13 protein-coding genes and 1 pseudogene are annotated in these 15,605 nt (G+C 64.3%); 2 read left to right on the top strand and 12 right to left on the bottom strand.

All coding sequences use genetic code 11. From position 1 onward, the window contains the following. Positions 1 to 7: 7 nt before the first annotated feature. The 12 genes and pseudogenes from JI745_RS00310 to JI745_RS00365 form a co-directional block, all read right to left on the bottom strand. Entirely contained in the window at positions 8 to 415 is a 408-nt protein-coding gene (locus JI745_RS00310) for a hypothetical protein (RefSeq protein ID WP_201802880.1), read from the bottom strand. After that, positions 412 to 2,883: a VirB4 family type IV secretion/conjugal transfer ATPase gene (locus JI745_RS00315; protein ID WP_201802881.1), complete on the bottom strand. Its 2,472-nt coding sequence runs from the start codon at positions 2,881 to 2,883 to the stop codon at positions 412 to 414. Before JI745_RS00315 ends, JI745_RS00310 begins: the two co-directional genes overlap by 4 nt. Beyond that, the gene (locus JI745_RS00320; RefSeq protein ID WP_201802882.1) at positions 2,876 to 3,208 is read right to left on the bottom strand and encodes a VirB3 family type IV secretion system protein; all 333 of its coding nucleotides are present in this window, start codon (positions 3,206 to 3,208) and stop codon (positions 2,876 to 2,878) included. The genes JI745_RS00315 and JI745_RS00320 overlap by 8 nt, the downstream gene beginning before the upstream one ends. A gap of 16 nt (positions 3,209 to 3,224) precedes the next feature. After that, positions 3,225 to 3,521 carry a TrbC/VirB2 family protein gene (locus JI745_RS00325; RefSeq protein ID WP_201802883.1) on the bottom strand — a complete coding sequence of 99 codons (297 nt, stop codon included), beginning with the start codon at positions 3,519 to 3,521 and terminating at the stop codon, positions 3,225 to 3,227. 60 nt (positions 3,522 to 3,581) lie between these two features. Beyond that, entirely contained in the window at positions 3,582 to 4,055 is a 474-nt protein-coding gene (locus JI745_RS00330) for a lytic transglycosylase domain-containing protein (RefSeq protein WP_201802885.1), read from the bottom strand. Positions 4,056 to 4,345: 290 nt separating this feature from the next. Continuing rightward, positions 4,346 to 5,566, bottom strand: coding sequence for a GIY-YIG nuclease family protein (locus JI745_RS00335; protein ID WP_201802887.1), 1,221 nt, complete (start codon positions 5,564 to 5,566; stop codon positions 4,346 to 4,348). Then, the gene (locus JI745_RS00340; RefSeq protein ID WP_201802889.1) at positions 5,559 to 7,700 is read right to left on the bottom strand and encodes a DEAD/DEAH box helicase; all 2,142 of its coding nucleotides are present in this window, start codon (positions 7,698 to 7,700) and stop codon (positions 5,559 to 5,561) included. Before JI745_RS00340 ends, JI745_RS00335 begins: the two co-directional genes overlap by 8 nt. Before the next feature lie 122 nt (positions 7,701 to 7,822). Next, a pseudogene (locus JI745_RS00345) lies at positions 7,823 to 8,077 on the bottom strand (DUF1016 N-terminal domain-containing protein); the annotation flags it as partial. Continuing rightward, positions 8,074 to 10,848: a class I SAM-dependent DNA methyltransferase gene (locus JI745_RS00350; RefSeq protein ID WP_201802892.1), complete on the bottom strand. Its 2,775-nt coding sequence runs from the start codon at positions 10,846 to 10,848 to the stop codon at positions 8,074 to 8,076. The pseudogene JI745_RS00345 and the gene JI745_RS00350, both read right to left, overlap by 4 nt. Positions 10,849 to 11,263: 415 nt before the next feature. Continuing rightward, entirely contained in the window at positions 11,264 to 11,581 is a 318-nt protein-coding gene (locus tag JI745_RS00355) for a helix-turn-helix transcriptional regulator (RefSeq protein WP_201802894.1), read from the bottom strand. A gap of 849 nt (positions 11,582 to 12,430) precedes the next feature. Continuing rightward, positions 12,431 to 13,174 (bottom strand): sigma-70 region 4 domain-containing protein, encoded by a 744-nt coding sequence (locus tag JI745_RS00360; protein WP_201802896.1) that lies wholly within the window; start codon positions 13,172 to 13,174, stop codon positions 12,431 to 12,433. Further along, a complete protein-coding gene (locus tag JI745_RS00365) occupies positions 13,171 to 13,476 on the bottom strand; it encodes a hypothetical protein (protein ID WP_201802898.1) in 306 nt (101 codons plus the stop codon). The genes JI745_RS00360 and JI745_RS00365 overlap by 4 nt, the downstream gene beginning before the upstream one ends. A 445-nt stretch (positions 13,477 to 13,921) precedes the next feature. Between JI745_RS00365 and JI745_RS00370 the strand changes: the two genes are divergently transcribed. Both JI745_RS00370 and JI745_RS00375 read left to right on the top strand, forming a co-directional pair. After that, positions 13,922 to 14,395, top strand: coding sequence for an RNA polymerase sigma factor (locus JI745_RS00370; RefSeq protein ID WP_201802899.1), 474 nt, complete (start codon positions 13,922 to 13,924; stop codon positions 14,393 to 14,395). A gap of 1 nt (position 14,396) precedes the next feature. Further along, the gene (locus JI745_RS00375; protein WP_310738428.1) at positions 14,397 to 15,584 is read left to right on the top strand and encodes a FecR domain-containing protein; all 1,188 of its coding nucleotides are present in this window, start codon (positions 14,397 to 14,399) and stop codon (positions 15,582 to 15,584) included. The last annotated feature ends 21 nt before the right edge of the window (positions 15,585 to 15,605 follow it).

The following is a 15,605-nucleotide window of genomic DNA, read 5'->3' on the forward strand; positions in this document are numbered from 1 at the left end:
TCCACCTCTACTGAAGCGCGGGGAACGCGAGGTTCTCAGGCGGCCGCGCGGACATGTCCACGCATCGGCTGTTCAACCTCGGGTACTCACATAGCAACCAGATGCCCTTGGACTTCACCACCCATAGCCGGTAGCGCTTGGTCGACCCGTACGACGATGGCCGGCACGAGTCCGGCCGCGCGAAGGGCTCTGTGCATTCCTGCAGGCCGTCATTTGTCTCGACCATGTACCACGCACCCGCATGACAGGCTTTGTCAGGGGCACACGGCTTCTGAGGGTTCTTGCGGGGAGGCGGCAGCTCCGCCTGACCGGCATTGGAGGCGGAGACAGCCTCGTTGCCCTTGACGAACTGGGCCGATACGTCGATGCCAAGGAATGCGACGACGATGCCGAGGAGGAGACGCGACGTATTCATGCGTCTTTCCTCGCATTTCGGGCCTTGCGGTCCTGCACCGCTTGAAGCAGGACCGGCAGCCAATTGAATGGATCGTCGCCATGCCGTTCGCGGATCTGATCCAGCAGGGCGATGTTGTCCGTCGTGGCGGACAGCACGGTGATGAAGTGCTCGAGACCACTCAGGTCGAGCTCGCAGATCGCGCTGGCGTGGCCCTGCTTGACCAGGAATCGGCGGCCACCCTGGGCGCCCAGACTGCGCACGATGTCGAACTCTGCCTCGCTGAGCCCGAAGCCTTCGACATACTCGTGCCTGACCGCTTCTGCGTTCGCCAGAAAGATCTTGGTGACGCTCTGCTCGATCATCGTGCGGCCGATGGGATGTCGCAGCACGTCGGACGGGCTCTGCGTGTCGAAGATGCCCAGGCCGTTCTGCTTGCGGATGGTCTTCTGCTTCTGCTTGGCGAAGTCGCTGAAGATCTCGTGGTCGAGTGCCTTCCAGAACTCCGAGATGACGTAGATCAGACGCTCGCCGTTGACGAGTTCGTCCATGACCTGCAGCAGGTAGAGCATCACCGGCGTGCGCACTTCGGGCAGGTCGAGAAACTCGGTGGTGTCGAAGCCGATCACCGGTGCTTGGTGCAGGTCCATCAGCCGGTCGTCGGCCTGGTCGAACACCCAACCGAGCGCGCCGCCCTCGCACCAGCGGCCCAGCCGCTCGTAGAGGCTGTTCTCGCCGGTCTTCGGCAGGTTCTGGCGGACGGTGGAGAAGCGGCGCAGGTTCGCCGGCATCATCGCCACCGCCCTGACCGCGTCTGCGATGGCCCGCTCGTCCGACGGCAGCAGTGGCAGGGCCGGCGTGGACAGGCACGTGCGCAGCAGCTGCTCCCAGAACTGGATGCGTGCAGGCGTCGGATCGCGCTGGAGCGGGTTGCAGCCGGTCGGCTGGCCCGCCTCCAGCGTGAAGTACTTGCCGCCAAGCGCGCGGATCGCGATCTCGCAGCCCCGGTCCAGGTCGAACAGCACCAGGCGCGGCGCAGGGCGCCACTTGCGGGTGAGCGTCAGCAAGAACATCTCGAGCGTGGTCTTGCCGACCCCTGTCGAGCCGATGATGAGCGTGTTGCCCGGCAGCTTCTTGTCCGACGAGTCTTCCTTCGCCGGACTGGTGTGCAGGTTCAGGTAGAACGGCTGGCCGGATGGTGTGCGCAGCAGGGCGAGGGCTTCGCCCCAGGGGTTGCCGTCCCGCTTTCCGCGCGCGAAGTTGTGGCCGCTGGCCAGAGCGGCAAAGGCGCGCGAGGACAGCTTGGCATCACGGGGCCGCCATTGCCAGTTTCCCGGCCATTGCGCGAACCAGGCCGCGTCGGCTACCAAGTCGACCGGAGCCATCTGCAGGCTGCTGGCCTCGCCGACGGCGCCGATCGCCTGCGCGGCGCGGCGCCCTGCATCGGTCACGTCATCGCCGAACACCACCAGGCTGTAGTGGTACTCGCCCATGCAGAACTGGCCGTCACCGAGCTCGTTGAGAGCAACGTCCATGGCGGCGACCTGGGTCTCGACCACGTCGTCGCTGGCAATCAGCTGGTCGCGCTGCAACTCCAGCGCGCGCATGGCTTCGCGTCGCGGAAGAATCGAGAAGCTCTGCGTCTCGATGAACTCGCTTCCTTCGTAGAGGAGGGCGTTCAGGATGCCTGGTTCGACGGCGTCGGCGTATTCCTTGATGTCGGCCAGCGCCGCGTAGCGCGGGGTGCGGTGGCTGCGCAGCTCCAGCTTGTCTCCGCCAAAGGACAGACGGGTGACGGGCAGTGTTCGGTAAAGGGCGCCAGCTTGTTGCGGTACAGGCCGCCAGATGCCGTTGACGAGGTAGCCCAGGAACTCAGCCACTTCCGAGTACGCGCGCGCCCCATCCCACCGTGTGCCGAGCAGTTCGGGCCCGAAGCCCCTCAGGACGCGGTCGACGAGCGCGCTGCGTTCTTCCATGATCCGCAGGGCGTCGGCATGGGCCGCCGCGATGAGGTCCTTCGATCGGGCTTGCGATTGCAGCGTGCGCGCCATGCGCGATGCGTTGGGCCGATAGACGAGTGTGAGATAGAGCTCGTTGCTCATCATCGGTCGCTGGCCCAGCTGGTGCTGGTAGGCCTGCGACAGGTCTCGGGCGAAGCCGGCTTCTTCGGGATCCGCGAGGGCGTCGCGCACCGCCCGGTGGAGGCGATGGGTCCAGATCGCCCACTGGCCACCCGCAAGGTTGCGCAGCAGGCTGCTGAAGGCCTCGTGCCGTTCCGAGATCACCTGCTCGTCCGCACATTCGAACGGCACGCCGGCCAGGCGCCACGTGCGCATGAAGTCACCGCCGCGGGTGATCACATCGTGCTGCGTCAGCAGCGACGAGAAGGGGATGAAACGCGCCAAGGGGTTCTCGGCGGCTGCCCGGGCCCAGTGGCGCGGCTGGACGGGTTGGGCGCCCGGGCGGCTGGCGACGTGGGGCCTAAGCATGCCAGTCCTCCCGAGCGCCGCGCAGCACGTGTGCGCTATAGCTTCGTGCCTTCCAGAACCGCGCGTTGCGATCCTGGTGGCGGAGCTTCATCGCGATGAACATCTGCCGGAAGCGCTGGTCGTCCTGGTGGGTCACCCAGCGCATCCAGGCGAAGGCCGGGACGCTGGCCAGCATCACGCCCAGTGAGAGCCACCAGCTGACCAGGGTGCCGCCCCAGACCACGAGCAGCAGTCCACTGCCCACCAACACGACCAGTGGCACCAGGGGCACGCCCAGCTTCATGGCTGGTCGGGTGGCGCCTTTGTAGATGATCTCGGCTTGCATGTCGATATCCGCTCTTTTAACCAGCTATGTACGTCGCCATTGCTGCGGCTCCACCGATCAGCGAACCGCCGATGAGGATGTTGGCGACGTCGACCAGGCGTGCGCCCTGGAAGATCATCTTGAACCCGGCCCAGATGATGGCGATCGTGACCACGGCAATTGAGACGGTCACGAGGATCGCGTTGACGTTGACGACCGTGGTGTTGATGCGCTCGAAGCCCTGAGCGAAGGACGCCTGCGGTGCTAGGAGCAGCGCGATGAGAGCGACCGCCGGGGCGCTGGTGTTGAAAATGTGACGCGAAGCAATGCCCATGATCGATTCCTCAATCACATGAAAAAGGGAGGCGAGGGGAGGCGCTTTGGAAGCGTCAGATCACGGAGGTGCCCGCTCCAGTCTTCGTGCGTGCTGCGTCACGCGGGCCACATAGCCATGCCGGAAGCCGGTGGTGAAGTTCCCGCTGTAGTAGCAGGAGAGCGCCTCGCGCAGCGCGCGTTGTGAATCGGGTCGACCGGGAGCGCGTGCGTAGCACTCGGAGAGCACGGCCTGCATACCACCGAGGTTCTTGCAGGGGTCGAAGGCGTCGGCGACCGACAGATTGAGACGCGAAAGGTTCCGCGCGTTGATCTGGCCGAGGCCGAGGCTGAAGTCGCGCCTTTGGACCCGAAGCACGGCCACGGTCGTGAGCGCCTCAGGTAGGTTGTTTGGCTGGCGCTTGAGGCTATCGGCGGCCACGCCGATAGCCAAAGGGTTGAGCGAGCTCTCAGTGATCGCGATCGCCTGCGCGGTGGTGGCATGCACCAGCGGGGCGCATGTTGCGGCAAGTGCCAGGAACGTGGTGGCGTCCATGTTGCTCAGGCAGGTTGTGCGGTTGATTCCATGGATAGGAATCTAGGCCTGGGCGTGCCTCCGTAGGCGCTGAAGTTCAGGGCGTTTTCAGCGGCTCGCCGCAACGCGTGTCGAGCGATCTGAACGGAATTCGGGGCCCTTCCATCGCCAAAACGCCTCGAACCCGGATCAGAACAATGTCAGGGGTTCGCTTCAAACGGGGATCGCCAAGGTCGGCATTGCAGCGGGTACGGTCAGTAGGTGGCGAAGGTCGAACTGACGCTGACCGGCGCAGAGCAGTCGCACAGTGTTCAATTCCGCGTGGGGGCTCTCTCTAACTTGGCCGTCCGCGGTTCGTACTCATACTGGGTGATCGACCCGTCCCGAATACGCTCCACAGCCTCGTCAATCACCTGCAGCGGCACAAAAAACCATTCCTGGGGCTTCACCGGCTTGCCGAAACGGTCCTCGATCGTCAGGTCCAGCTGTACGGCACCAAACAGCCGGTGGAAGATGTTCTCCATCCTGGTTCGGTTTAGGTTGTGAAGTGTGTACTCGGCCACGATGTCGACTGGGGCCAGCAGGTAGGTCGCCTGGTTCTCGGCATCGGCGATGCGGGTCGCCACCTTGCCGCCCGTGACACCGATCTTGTGGATCAGCATGCGGTGCTCTGAAACGAACGGGTGCGTGGACAGGCTGCGCAGCACGTAAATCGTGCCCGTCTCGATGTCATCCGCCTCGGCGGTATCGCCAAACTGTGGCCCAGCCGGTGTGCTGAACAGCGGGCCCGCATCCGGCTCGCTCAGCCTGCGCCCATTGCCGTCCTGGGTGAGCGCCTTTTGCAGCGACCGCATCAGCAGATTGCTCTCGGTGCCATTGCCGTAGATGAGCCGCAGCCGCGCATCGGGTTGTCGGCTGCTGGTCTCGAACTCTTCGCCCTTCTCCGCGACGTAGGCGAACTGCCCACCAACGATGAAGAAGTTGCCCTGCTCAACGCTGGCTTCTCCCTTGAACGGGATGGCCTTGCGCATGCCCTCCTTAAGTTCGCGCTCCACGCGCTCGAACAGCGGTTGAAACTTCTCGAAGTCCTCGCAGGGGGTTCGCTCGGCGATCTCTTCTGCGGCCTGTCGCTCGGCAAGCGGGCGCACATGCCGCAGCACCGTGATGTCCGCCGGGTCGGCCGGATCACTACTGACACCCAGCGCGGCCAACAAGGCATCTTCGTCCAGTGCATCTGGATCGGCCGGTGTCGATGACGGCTCGGCCAGCAAGCCAGGCCTGTCCATCTCGGCGAGCAAGGCGCGTGCCTCTGGCAGCTTTCGAAGCTGATCCAGCCGCACGGCATACAGCCGCTCGAAGATGTCACGCCCCTCGCCGTGCTTCGGCGCACGTTGGTGCGCGTCGAAAAATCGCAGGATGTCCTCGAAGCCCGCGATGATGCGTTCTTCTCGCGGCGTGCGCCCCCCGGCTTTGATGGGCGCGACCTCAACGCCCAAGGCCTCCAGCAGCTCGTCGTCGTCGAGGTCAGCCATTGGCCGCACTCCCCTGCGCCTGTGCCGCCTTGGCTTGGGCTCGATATCGCGCGAAAGCGACCACGCCCTCGGCCATCCGCTTCTCCCAGGCGTCGGCCGAGTTGATGTCAGGCACGCGCCCGCGCTCGTTCTTGAACTGCAAAGCGCGCTTGGCCAGCTCCCGCGCCTCGTCCTCGGTGATCTTGATGTTCTTGCCGGCAATGCTCGTCTGAATCTGACGCAAAGACTTCTCGTCCATGGTCTTGGCCAACACCGCATACGCCGCCTCGAACGGGTTGATGCGGTCGATGAGGTCAATGTCCAGATCGCGCACGTTGATGAACTTGCGCACGCCGTCGATCAAGTCGGTGTTGCCCTTCGGGCGCGCGCCGTCTTCAGCGCCACCTTCGCTGCCGGTTGGCGCTTGCGCCTGCTCGGGCGTGTCCAGCGCCAGCTTCGCCTGCTGGGTGATGTTGATGACGGCGATGGCGTGCTGGCGCACCGCTTCATGATCGGCTTCGCTCAGCTCGGGGTAGCGTTCACGCACGATCTTGCCCAGGCGCTCGAGGGTCAGCTCCTCGGGGATCGTGTTTTCCTTGTCCAGCGTGCCGCGCTCCAGCGCCGTCTTGTCCTGAATGAAGGCGGCGATGACTTCGTTCAAGTCTTCCTTGCAGATGCGCTTGCCTTCTTTGCTCTTGGGCTTGGCCAGGCCGTTGATCTCGATGTGGATCTCGCCGGTTTCCTTGTTCACGCCCAGGTTCTTGCCACCTTCCACGTAGCCGTCGGGGCCGTAGTCGAAGCCTTCTTGCGCCCCGGCGTTGCGCGGCGTGAATTCGTAGCGCGGGGCCAGCACCTGTTCCATCAACAAGCTGGCCGAGATGGCCTTGAGCATGTCGTTCACGGCTTCAGCCACCGCCGACTGCTCGGCCGTGGGCTCGGCAATCAGGTTGGTGAATCGCGCGCGCTCCTTGCCCTGGGCGTCGCGCGTGGCACGGCCGATGATCTGCACCACCTCGGTCAGGCTGCTGCGGTAGCCAATGGTCAGGGCATGCTCGCACCAGATCCAGTCGAAGCCCTCCTTGGCCATGCCTAAAGCGATGATGATGTCCACGTGGCCGCGGTCATCCTTGTGGGCCGGGTCTTTCAGGGCGCTCAGCACGCGCGAGCGCTTAGCCGCATCGCTGTCGTCCACCAGGTCGGCCACCTTCAGGGTGCGGCCATCTTTGCCCAGGATCAGGTGGAAGCCGGTCGCCTCGTCGATGCCCTTCCAGTCGCCCAGCGCGTGCATGATCTCGTTGACCTCACGCTCCTTGTCTTTCAGGCTCTCGCGCGAGTTGACGCTCGGGATGTGGACGATGGTCTTCAGCGCCGGGTCCAGCACCTTGGCCACGGCATCGACGTAACGGCCGGTGTAGAAGAAGTAGCCAATGTCGAGCGACTTCAGCCACCGGTAGCCGTTGAGCTGCTCGTAGTAGGTGTAGGTGACCGTCTCAAACTTGCCCTCGTCGCTGGGCGACAGCACTGCTTCGCTGTCGCCGCGAAAGTAAGAGCCCGTCATCGCCACCACATGCACCTTGTCGCGGGCGATGAAGGCGCCCAGCTGGCTTCCCAGCTTGTTGTCCGGGTTGGCCGACACGTGGTGAAACTCGTCGATGGCGATCAGGCGGTTGTCAAAGGCCTCGATGCCCAGTTCCTCCACCGCGAACCGAAAAGTCGCGTGGGTGCAGACCAGCACCTTGTCGGTGCTCGCCAAAAACTTCTTCACGGCCTCGACCTTGCCCTTGGCCACGCGCGGCTCATCGACACCCGGCGCGTTGCACAGGTTCCATTGCGGCTCGACCTGCCAGTCCCAGTAGAAGCCGTGCTGGGTCAGGGCCTCGTCGGCGAAGCTGCCGCCAATCGAGCGCTCGGGCACCACCACCAGGGCTTGTTGCAGCCCCTGGTTGTGCAGCTTGTCCAGCGCGACGAACATCAGCGCCCGGCTCTTGCCCGAGGCCGGTGGCGACTTGATCAGCAGGTACTGCTCGCCACGCTTTGCGTAAGCCCGCTCCTGCATCGTGCGCATGCCGAGCTCGTTGGCCTTCGCAGCCGCGCCCGTGCGCGCCGTGGTGATGGACACCGAAGGCACGGTGTCGAAGTTGGTTGGGTTGTTCATGGTTTGTCGCCCATGGGATGGTCGTCGGGGCTGTCGTTGCCCGTCATTTAGCTTTCAATCTGCTCGATGCTCGGCCGGCTGGTCTGCAATTCCGGCGGCAAAGAATCCACCATTTGATTGGTTCGCAGGTCGTGCGCTAGGTGGTCGATCGACTTCGTGCCCCAGCCCTGCCTGGCCTGGCGCACCAAGACGTCGCGCCCAATCTGCCAATACAGCAGCACCAGCTCGCGGTTGACCGCCAGCGCCGCGCGCTGCTGTGCTGTGTAGATGCGGCCCTTCAGCTCCAGCAGCCAGCCGGCGTAGCCCTCGGGTTGCAGGCTCAGGCCGGGCGGCAGGTCGAGCCCGGGGGCGGGCTTCGTGGGCTTCTTCCGGCTCATGCCTTGGCCCTCCTGGCCGTCTTCCTCGCGGGCGCGGCCTTGGCTGCCACTGCGGTCATCTTCGTGTACAGGTCAAACAGCTTCTCCAGCCGCTCGGTGTCGTTTTTGAAGCGGCGGCCGATGTAGATGCGCTCCAGCACCTCGTCGTTGTGCTCGTGAGCCTGGCGCAGGTTCTCCGGCATCTTTTCCGGGTCATAGAGCTCGTCGATGGTGGCAGGGAAATGTGCCTCGCGCGCGAGCAGGATGTTCTCGGCACAGCGGGTCAGGTCGGCCTTGTTTTGGTCGGTGAGGCGCGGAACGGGGAAGGTGTTCCATCCGAGGGTGTTTGAGTAACGGAACCGAATCTCGATCTTCCCGCATACCGTAGCAATCCATACAAGGTGCAGTCGAGAGGCGTAGAGGGCAATTTCCCACATCCTGTAGTTAGGGAGGGAAATCGCACTGTCACCAATCACTGTGCTCCCGTCCAGCCAGTCGAATGGCAGGTACGGCCTGTCCTCCGCGCTGTGCCGTGGGATCACGAGAGCAGGTTCCCCGGTATGCCGAATCTCACCGAAAAGGTGCGGCGTCGCTGCTAATTCGTTGGTTGTCTCCCGATCACTCTGCAGCCGATGCTTCCGAACGACTTCTACACGCCGACGAATGGGTTCGATTGAGACCGCATCAGCGAGCGACTCATTTGGTATCCAAAGGCAAAATCGATGCTCCCCGTGGATCGCCTCATTCGAACCCAATAGCTTCTTCACGAAGGGGAATGCCTCTGGATTAGTGCTCAGTAAATCGCGAGCCTCGTCTGGGCTAAAGATGAGTCCGCCCCCATCGTTAGGCATCGAGCCATTGGTCATCGGCGAGAGCACTGACAGGGGACGGCTGGAGGGTGCAACGATCACATCCTGGTCGGGAACGAGGTACGGCCCGATGTAGGTGGCCTCCTTTACCGTTTCTCCTGTAAAGACCAGCTTGGTCCGGCTAGATTTCCTAGCCAGTCCAACAATCGATACCGTGACAACGGCTTTCTTGGAAGCAAGGTTGCTCCACGGGAACGACGGCCTGGCGAACGTGATCTCGATGTCGCTCGAAAGAATCGCTGGCCAGAGGAGCGAAACCTGCCGCCCCTGATTGATACTATTTGTCGTCACAAACGCTGAGGCGGCATCAGACTTCGCGATGTAGTCACGCGCAAGAATGAACCATCCCGCGACGTAGTCCGCCGATTTGGTGGACTTGATTCTTCCTCCGAACGCTGCCGCCAAGTCGGCTTTCTGGCTCGGGGTCTGATCCTGACTTCCCTTATAGGGCGGGTTACCACAGAGGTAGGTTTCCCCGCCCTCGTTCTCAAAGTCGATCTCCGCCTGCTCCAACGGCGACCCAAACAGGTCGTCAGCAATGATCTTCACGCCTGTTCCCGTCGGCTGGCAAATGCTCAACCAATCCAGCCGCAACGCATTGCCACACACGATCCAGTTCTTTGCATCCAACGGCAAGAACTCCGCCAGCGCCTCCTTCTGCCCCCGATACAGCACATCGCACTGGAACTCGGCAATGATCAAGGCGAGCCTCGCAATCTCGGCCGGAAAGTGCCGCAGCTCGATGCCACGAAAGTTGGTCAGCGGGATCTCGCTGCGCAAATGCTCCTCACCCCGGCGGCGGTTGATCTCGGCCTCGATCTCGCGCATCTGCTTGTAGGCAATGACGAGGAAGTTGCCCGAGCCGCAGGCCGGGTCGAACACGCGAATGCGCGCCATGCGGCGACGCAGGTTCAAGAGCTTGGCCTTGTTGTCGCCAGCCGCCGCGAGCTGGGCGCGCAGGTCGTCAAGAAACAGCGGGTTCAACACCTTCAAGATGTTGGGCACGCTGGTGTAGTGCATGCCCAGGGCCCCGCGCTCTTCATCGTCGGCCACGGCCTGGATCATGCTGCCGAAGATGTCGGGGTTGATCTGCTGCCAGTTCAGCGTGCCGGCGTGCAGCAGGTAGGTGCGCGCCATGCGGGTGAAGCGCGGGGCGCTCGTGCTGCCTGAAAACAGGCCGCCGTTGACGTAGGGGAACTGGTCGGCCCAGGGCCGCAGGCCAGCTTGTGCCCGCTCGGCGGGCCGCAGGTTCATGGCGCGAAAGATGGCTTCGAGCACCTCGTGCAGGTTGCTGCCGTCGCGCTCGCTGAACTGTTCGAGCGTGCGGGTGAACAGGCCCTCGCCGTTGAAGATGTCGGTGTCTTCGGCAAAGAAGCAGAAGATGAGCCGCGCCATGAAGTGGTTCATGTCGGGCCGGCGCTCGTCGGTGGCCCAGTCGGGGTTCTCGCGCAGCAGCTCCACGTACAGCTTGTTCAGGCGGCCGGTGGCGCGCACGTCGACCGGGTTGTCTTTGATCTCCTGGATGGTGGTGATGCCGGCCAGGGGCAAGAAGAAGCCGAAGTGATCGCTGAAGGCGGGGTAGTCGCAGGCGATGGTGTCGCCGCCGACCAAATCTTCGGCTTCGAGCGTCTGGCCATCGGTGGCCAGAATGAACTTAGCTTTGCCCTTGGCGGTGGCCGGGCTGCTGCGCAGTGCCTGCAACCCGGCGCCCGTGCCGCCGGGCGGGCAGACGGCGATGTGGATGTGGTTTCGCAGCAGCACGCCGCCGGGCACGTCCGACGCATTGTTGTTGCCCGCGCGCAGGCGCTTGAGCGTGACCTCCTTGTTGCCAAAGGCGGCCAGGAAGGCGAAGGGGAACTCGGCAGCGTCAAACGGCTGGAGTGCCAAGTCAGAGATGGCTTGTTCGATTTCTACGGCATTCATCGGTGTGCGGGCGCTCCTCGGGCGCCGCAGCATCGTAACAACCGCGCAGCAGGCCTTGAGAAAGCGCGCCCGGACCTGCGCTGATCACGCGAAATCATCCCAAAGCGGCCCGGCGCCCGCTCTGCGTACAGCGGCTGTCAGGACGAGAGATCGTCGAATGACCTGTTTCAGACACTGCCGTCATTCAGCCTCCAACGCCGACCGACAGCAGTCAGTCTAGAGCTGGCATTCAGAGACCGTTGTGCCCGCCACGACTCTCCGCGAACGGTGCGCCTTGTTTGGAGGAAGACGACCATGGCGCTCGCATGCAGCTCTAAAGTTCACCGTACTTGCCCGTCGAAGGGCAGCCAGCGCGTTGCGCCAGTCGGCCTTCAATGCCTAGAGTCTCCGAAAACTGACTTGATCGCAGCCCGACCTACGTCGGGTGAATTTCTTTCGGCGACACGTTCAGATTTGGCGGGAGTAGAGCTTCGGTCTCCAACAGTAGCTCGCCTGAGCTGCGTCCAAGTGCCTGTGCGATCTTGATGATCATCGCGAGTGTTGGCATGTGTTCGCCACGTTCGATCTTTCCCATGTGCGAGCGCTCGACACCCGCCATGTGAGCGAGCGTCTCTTGAGCGACCCCTTCCTCAGTTCTGGCGGCGCGAACAACTGAACCAAACGCGCGTGCGAGCACGCCATCGAATGACTTCGCGCCTGCTGGTCGACCCCTTCGAACTGCCCGCTTCTGCATGCACAGGAGCGTCAAACTTGAGATCGCTTTAAACCACGTTATATTTAACTCAGCGGATGTTGTGCACTCCTTCTCTACATCGCGTCCGCGATATGAATGCACCTTGGAGGTCCAGATGGATGTGCAGCCAACGATGATCCGCGGTGCCTGGCGCGCACTTCCGCTTTGTAGTCGGTATCGGAACGTCACCTTCCACACGGTTCCAATACGCCCCATTGACGCAAGCGCAGTTGGTCAGGAGGGCGTTCGATGGGCTGTCGCGGAGTCCCAGGACGGTCAGCTGGAGCTGCTGGGCCCCTGGGCCGTATCGCCAGAGGTTGGCTGGGACGAGCTCTTTCGCGACTTGGCTCGGCGGGGCGTGGACTTGCTTGGCCGCGTGACTGGAGCCGACAGTGCAGCGGCCCTGAAGTCTCTGAGCGTGCACTTCCCGACGGCGAGGGTGTATGAGGCCGTGTCTGATATGTCTCGGCAGTCGTTGTCATTTGGCCCGTTCAAAGTTCCTCGGCGCCTGAAGGGCAGGGGCATGTTCGCCAGTAGTACTGAGGTGGCGCTCACCAAGGTTGAAGCGGTACTGAGACGTGCGGATCGGCGGCTGGGAGGAGCGGGCGTCGGCTTGGGTGTTCCTGGCCTTCAATCGAGTCACGGGTGATCGCCTAGCTGCTAGACGAGCTCACGGCGCTCGTTGTGCACGCGAAAAGTCGCGGGGCATCGTCGCGGCCGTTGGATCGACGAGGGGCGGTGAAGTGATCGCCCCGGGGGCGTGGGATCTTCGTTCACAACGTCGTACCGCAGATCACCAAGCCGACATTGCCGCTCGCGGCCTCGAGTGGTAGCCCCCTCTTGGGTGTGTCAGCGCTTTTCGAGCAGGCCATAGGCGGCCGCGCGCCGGGCGGATGCCTTGCGGCTGGCGCACTCCATCCGGACGTTGATGCGCTGGAAGCGGGAGTCGACGGACGCGGAGGTCATGCCGGTGCGCTGCGCGATCTCTTTCGTTCCCAAGCCCTCGTATTCCATGCGCAGCAGCTCGATGTCGGAGGGTTGCAGGCGGGCAGCTTCGCGCAGGCGTGCGCTCAGGTAGCGGCTTAGCCAATCGTGCAGCTCGCCGGCCAGGGCGCGTGCGAGTGTTCTGATTCGAGCGGTCTGGGGGTCTTCGAAAAGGGTCGAGTTGTCGCTGCCCAGGCACAGCATCTCGACGCGGTTCGCCGCCGCGCTCTGGGACACGGGCACGATCAGGCACGCGCGGAACCCGTAGCGGGCCGCCAGTGCCACTGCGGCGGCATCGGAGTCATGGGTGAGTTCGACCTCCAGGTGCGTGCCGGGCATGGAATGGGAGCGCGCGAATCGGAACCAGGGGTGGTCCACCAGGGGGCCCAGTTGCCGCTGCTGCTGGGCGAAGGTGGGATCGCAGGCATAGAGGCTGAGATTGAGCGTCTCGCGTTCGTTCTCCGGGATGGAAGCGGTGTAGAGGCTGCCGCTGGCACCGAGGGCATCTGTGGCCACGTGGAGGCATTCCAGGAGTTCGGGCGCGTCTATGGCGCTCGCGATGCGCGTGATCGCGTCGAGCGCGCGTGCGGAGTCGTTCTCCGCCGTCACGCCTCGTTGCCCGCCATGCGTTGGTTGGCGCGATCGAAGACCCGGGCGAAGGCCGACTGCAGCTGAGCGTGTGGCAACGGGTCGGTGAAGCGGCGCGGGTCTTCCTGGACGTACGTGTCGATCTGTTCGCGTGTTTGGAACAGGGCCCAGGACTCCGCGCGCAGTCCGGGTCGGAACCGCTCCCGATCTCGGGCGGCCACGCCGGACCCGACTCGGACGAGATGGGTGTGCCAGCGCTCTCCGCGGACGCAGGCTCTTCCATCGGTGATCTGTGCAGGTGAAACCGTGTGTCGTTGCTGCATGACGGGCTTCCTGTAGGGGCTCGACTTCGAGCCCGGCGCTGCGGTTCGTCCGCAGCAGGTGCGTGAATCTCGCGGCGGTGCAGGCTTGCATCAACGTTGGGGTGGCAATGGATGCCCGGACGTTCGGTCGATGTCCGCGGTTCCGTTCGTTCGTGGCGGTCCATCGGACGTCGGTGCCGACCGTTTGCGGGAACGGCCGAACACGCGACGGGGTGACATCGCTGAAGGTGGCACCGCCGGTTCGCACGATGCGCACCGGCTGGTGGTGTGGGGCGGTGGTTGGGCGCCTTGGGACTTGGACCTTGCGTCGGAATGCCGGCACTTTCGTTCGGTGGGGCTCGCGCACAATCCCGCCCGGAGACAGGTCCTGGGAGGGTCCGCTCAAGCCGGTGTACTGCCGGTCTTGTCGTTCGAGTGCCGAGTCCGTCGCAAGGATGCTACGTCGATGATCTGCAACTGGCGTTCAGCCTTCGCGCGCGTGCGATCTGCCTTGATGCGGCGTGGTCGCAGCGAACAAGATGCCGAGGACCTGGTCCAGGAGGCCTGGGTCCGGCTGGCCTGCTATGAGCAGGAGGTGATCGAACCGGAGGCGTTCCTCATGCGTGCTGCGCTGAACCTGTCCCTGGACGCCCACCGCGTGGCGAGAAACCGCGGCGAGCAGCTGGTGGTGGACGAGGTGGTGCTGATCGACGGCTCGCCCGGGACCGAAGACATCGTGCTGGCCCGCGAGCGGATGGTCCGCCTGAGCGAGTGCCTGGGTCAGCTCCCGCCTCGAACGCGGGAGATCTTCCTGGCGCACCGCGTCGACGGTCTGCGCTACCAGGACATCGCCCGGCATCACGGGGTGAGCGTGAGTGCGGTGGAGAAGCACATCGCGAAGGCGACGCTGCTGCTGACGAGCGGGATGGAGGGCTGGTAGCGTGAGCCGTCCGCAGACTGTCTTGGAAGAAGGCGACCGTGGCGACGCACCGCTCGTCGTTCCGCGGCAGGTCCTGGCGGAAGCGGCGGTCTGGGTGGCGCGCCTGCATGGGCCGGATCGCTCTGCGCGCATGGAGCGCGACTGCCTGGCCTGGCAGGCACGTTCCGCAGCGCATCGCAGGGCCTTGGAGAAGTGCACTGACACGTGGCAGGACGTTCCACGGTTGACGCTGGGCGATGCCTACGCCCGTGCGGTTTCCCCATCAGGCGCGGCTCGCGTGTCCGGGCGGGCTTGGCGTCGTGCGCGGTGGGTGCTCGGCGCCGGCCTGGCGGTCGTGTGTGCGGCGGTGGGCATCGGCATCCAGCAGTGGCGCGAGCTGGGACGGCATGTGACCGACGTGGGCGAGCAGCAGCTGATCGTGCTCGACGACGGCAGCCGGGTGTCCCTCAACACCGCCTCGCGCGTCCGCGTGTCCCTGGGCAGCCAGCAGCGCCTTGTCACGGTCGAAGCGGGCGAAGCCCTCTTCGAAGTAGCAAGGGATCGACGGCGGCCCTTCGTCGTGCGAGCCGCCGGGGCCGAGGTCGTTGCGGTCGGGACGACCTTCGCGGTGCGCCTGCAGGGCGGCCGTGCCGACGTGGCCAATTCGTTGTCGGTGACGCTGGTGGAGGGCCAGGTGATCGTTTGGCATGCCGAGGGCACCGCATCCGGCCAGGACGCGCTTCCCTCGCCGCTGGCCCTGCAGGCCGGCCAGCGCCTGCAGCTCATCCACCGCGCCGGCATCGGTGGATGGACACAGACGCTCGACCGCCCCCACATCGAGAGCCTGCTGGCGTGGAAGCGCAGCCTCGCCAGCTTCGTCGACGTGTCGCTCGCGGATGCGGTGGCCGAGATGAACCGCTACAGCCGAACGCCCATCGTGCTGGTGGATCGCGAGAGGCTGGCTTCGTTGCGGGTCAGCGGGGAGTTCAAGACCGCGGACTTGATGGGCTTCGCACGGGCGATGGCCAACTTGCACGATCTGCACCTGCAGGAAGCGGGAGGACGACTGGAGTTGTACGCATACCCCTCAACCAGCGGGTGGCGTCGTGTCGGCGCCTGCGGAGCGCAAGTTCTCGAGCCCCCGGCGGAGCCGCGACTCGTCAGTTGTGGTGCGCTGATATCTCCTGGCGGTCTCGTGACAAAGGGCTGATCGCCGTGCAGAGCAGGCGGC

Origin of the sequence: Piscinibacter sp. HJYY11 (assembly GCF_016735515.1) — a bacterium.
GTDB lineage: Bacteria > Pseudomonadota > Gammaproteobacteria > Burkholderiales > Burkholderiaceae_C > Rhizobacter.

What these genes read in the sequence shown, in the direction of transcription:
- JI745_RS00330 (WP_201802885.1), bottom strand. Translation starts at nt 4,055, where the DNA reads ATGGACGCCACCACGTTCCTGGCACTTGCCGCAACATGCGCCCCGCTG.
- JI745_RS00315 (WP_201802881.1), bottom strand. Translation starts at nt 2,883, where the DNA reads ATGCTTAGGCCCCACGTCGCCAGCCGCCCGGGCGCCCAACCCGTCCAG.
- JI745_RS00370 (WP_201802899.1), top strand. Translation starts at nt 13,922, where the DNA reads ATGATCTGCAACTGGCGTTCAGCCTTCGCGCGCGTGCGATCTGCCTTG.
- JI745_RS00320 (WP_201802882.1), bottom strand. Translation starts at nt 3,208, where the DNA reads ATGCAAGCCGAGATCATCTACAAAGGCGCCACCCGACCAGCCATGAAG.
- JI745_RS00310 (WP_201802880.1), bottom strand. Translation starts at nt 415, where the DNA reads ATGAATACGTCGCGTCTCCTCCTCGGCATCGTCGTCGCATTCCTTGGC.
- JI745_RS00355 (WP_201802894.1), bottom strand. Translation starts at nt 11,581, where the DNA reads ATGCAGAAGCGGGCAGTTCGAAGGGGTCGACCAGCAGGCGCGAAGTCA.
- JI745_RS00335 (WP_201802887.1), bottom strand. Translation starts at nt 5,566, where the DNA reads ATGGCTGACCTCGACGACGACGAGCTGCTGGAGGCCTTGGGCGTTGAG.
- JI745_RS00325 (WP_201802883.1), bottom strand. Translation starts at nt 3,521, where the DNA reads ATGGGCATTGCTTCGCGTCACATTTTCAACACCAGCGCCCCGGCGGTC.
- JI745_RS00350 (WP_201802892.1), bottom strand. Translation starts at nt 10,848, where the DNA reads ATGAATGCCGTAGAAATCGAACAAGCCATCTCTGACTTGGCACTCCAG.
- JI745_RS00340 (WP_201802889.1), bottom strand. Translation starts at nt 7,700, where the DNA reads ATGAACAACCCAACCAACTTCGACACCGTGCCTTCGGTGTCCATCACC.
- JI745_RS00365 (WP_201802898.1), bottom strand. Translation starts at nt 13,476, where the DNA reads ATGCAGCAACGACACACGGTTTCACCTGCACAGATCACCGATGGAAGA.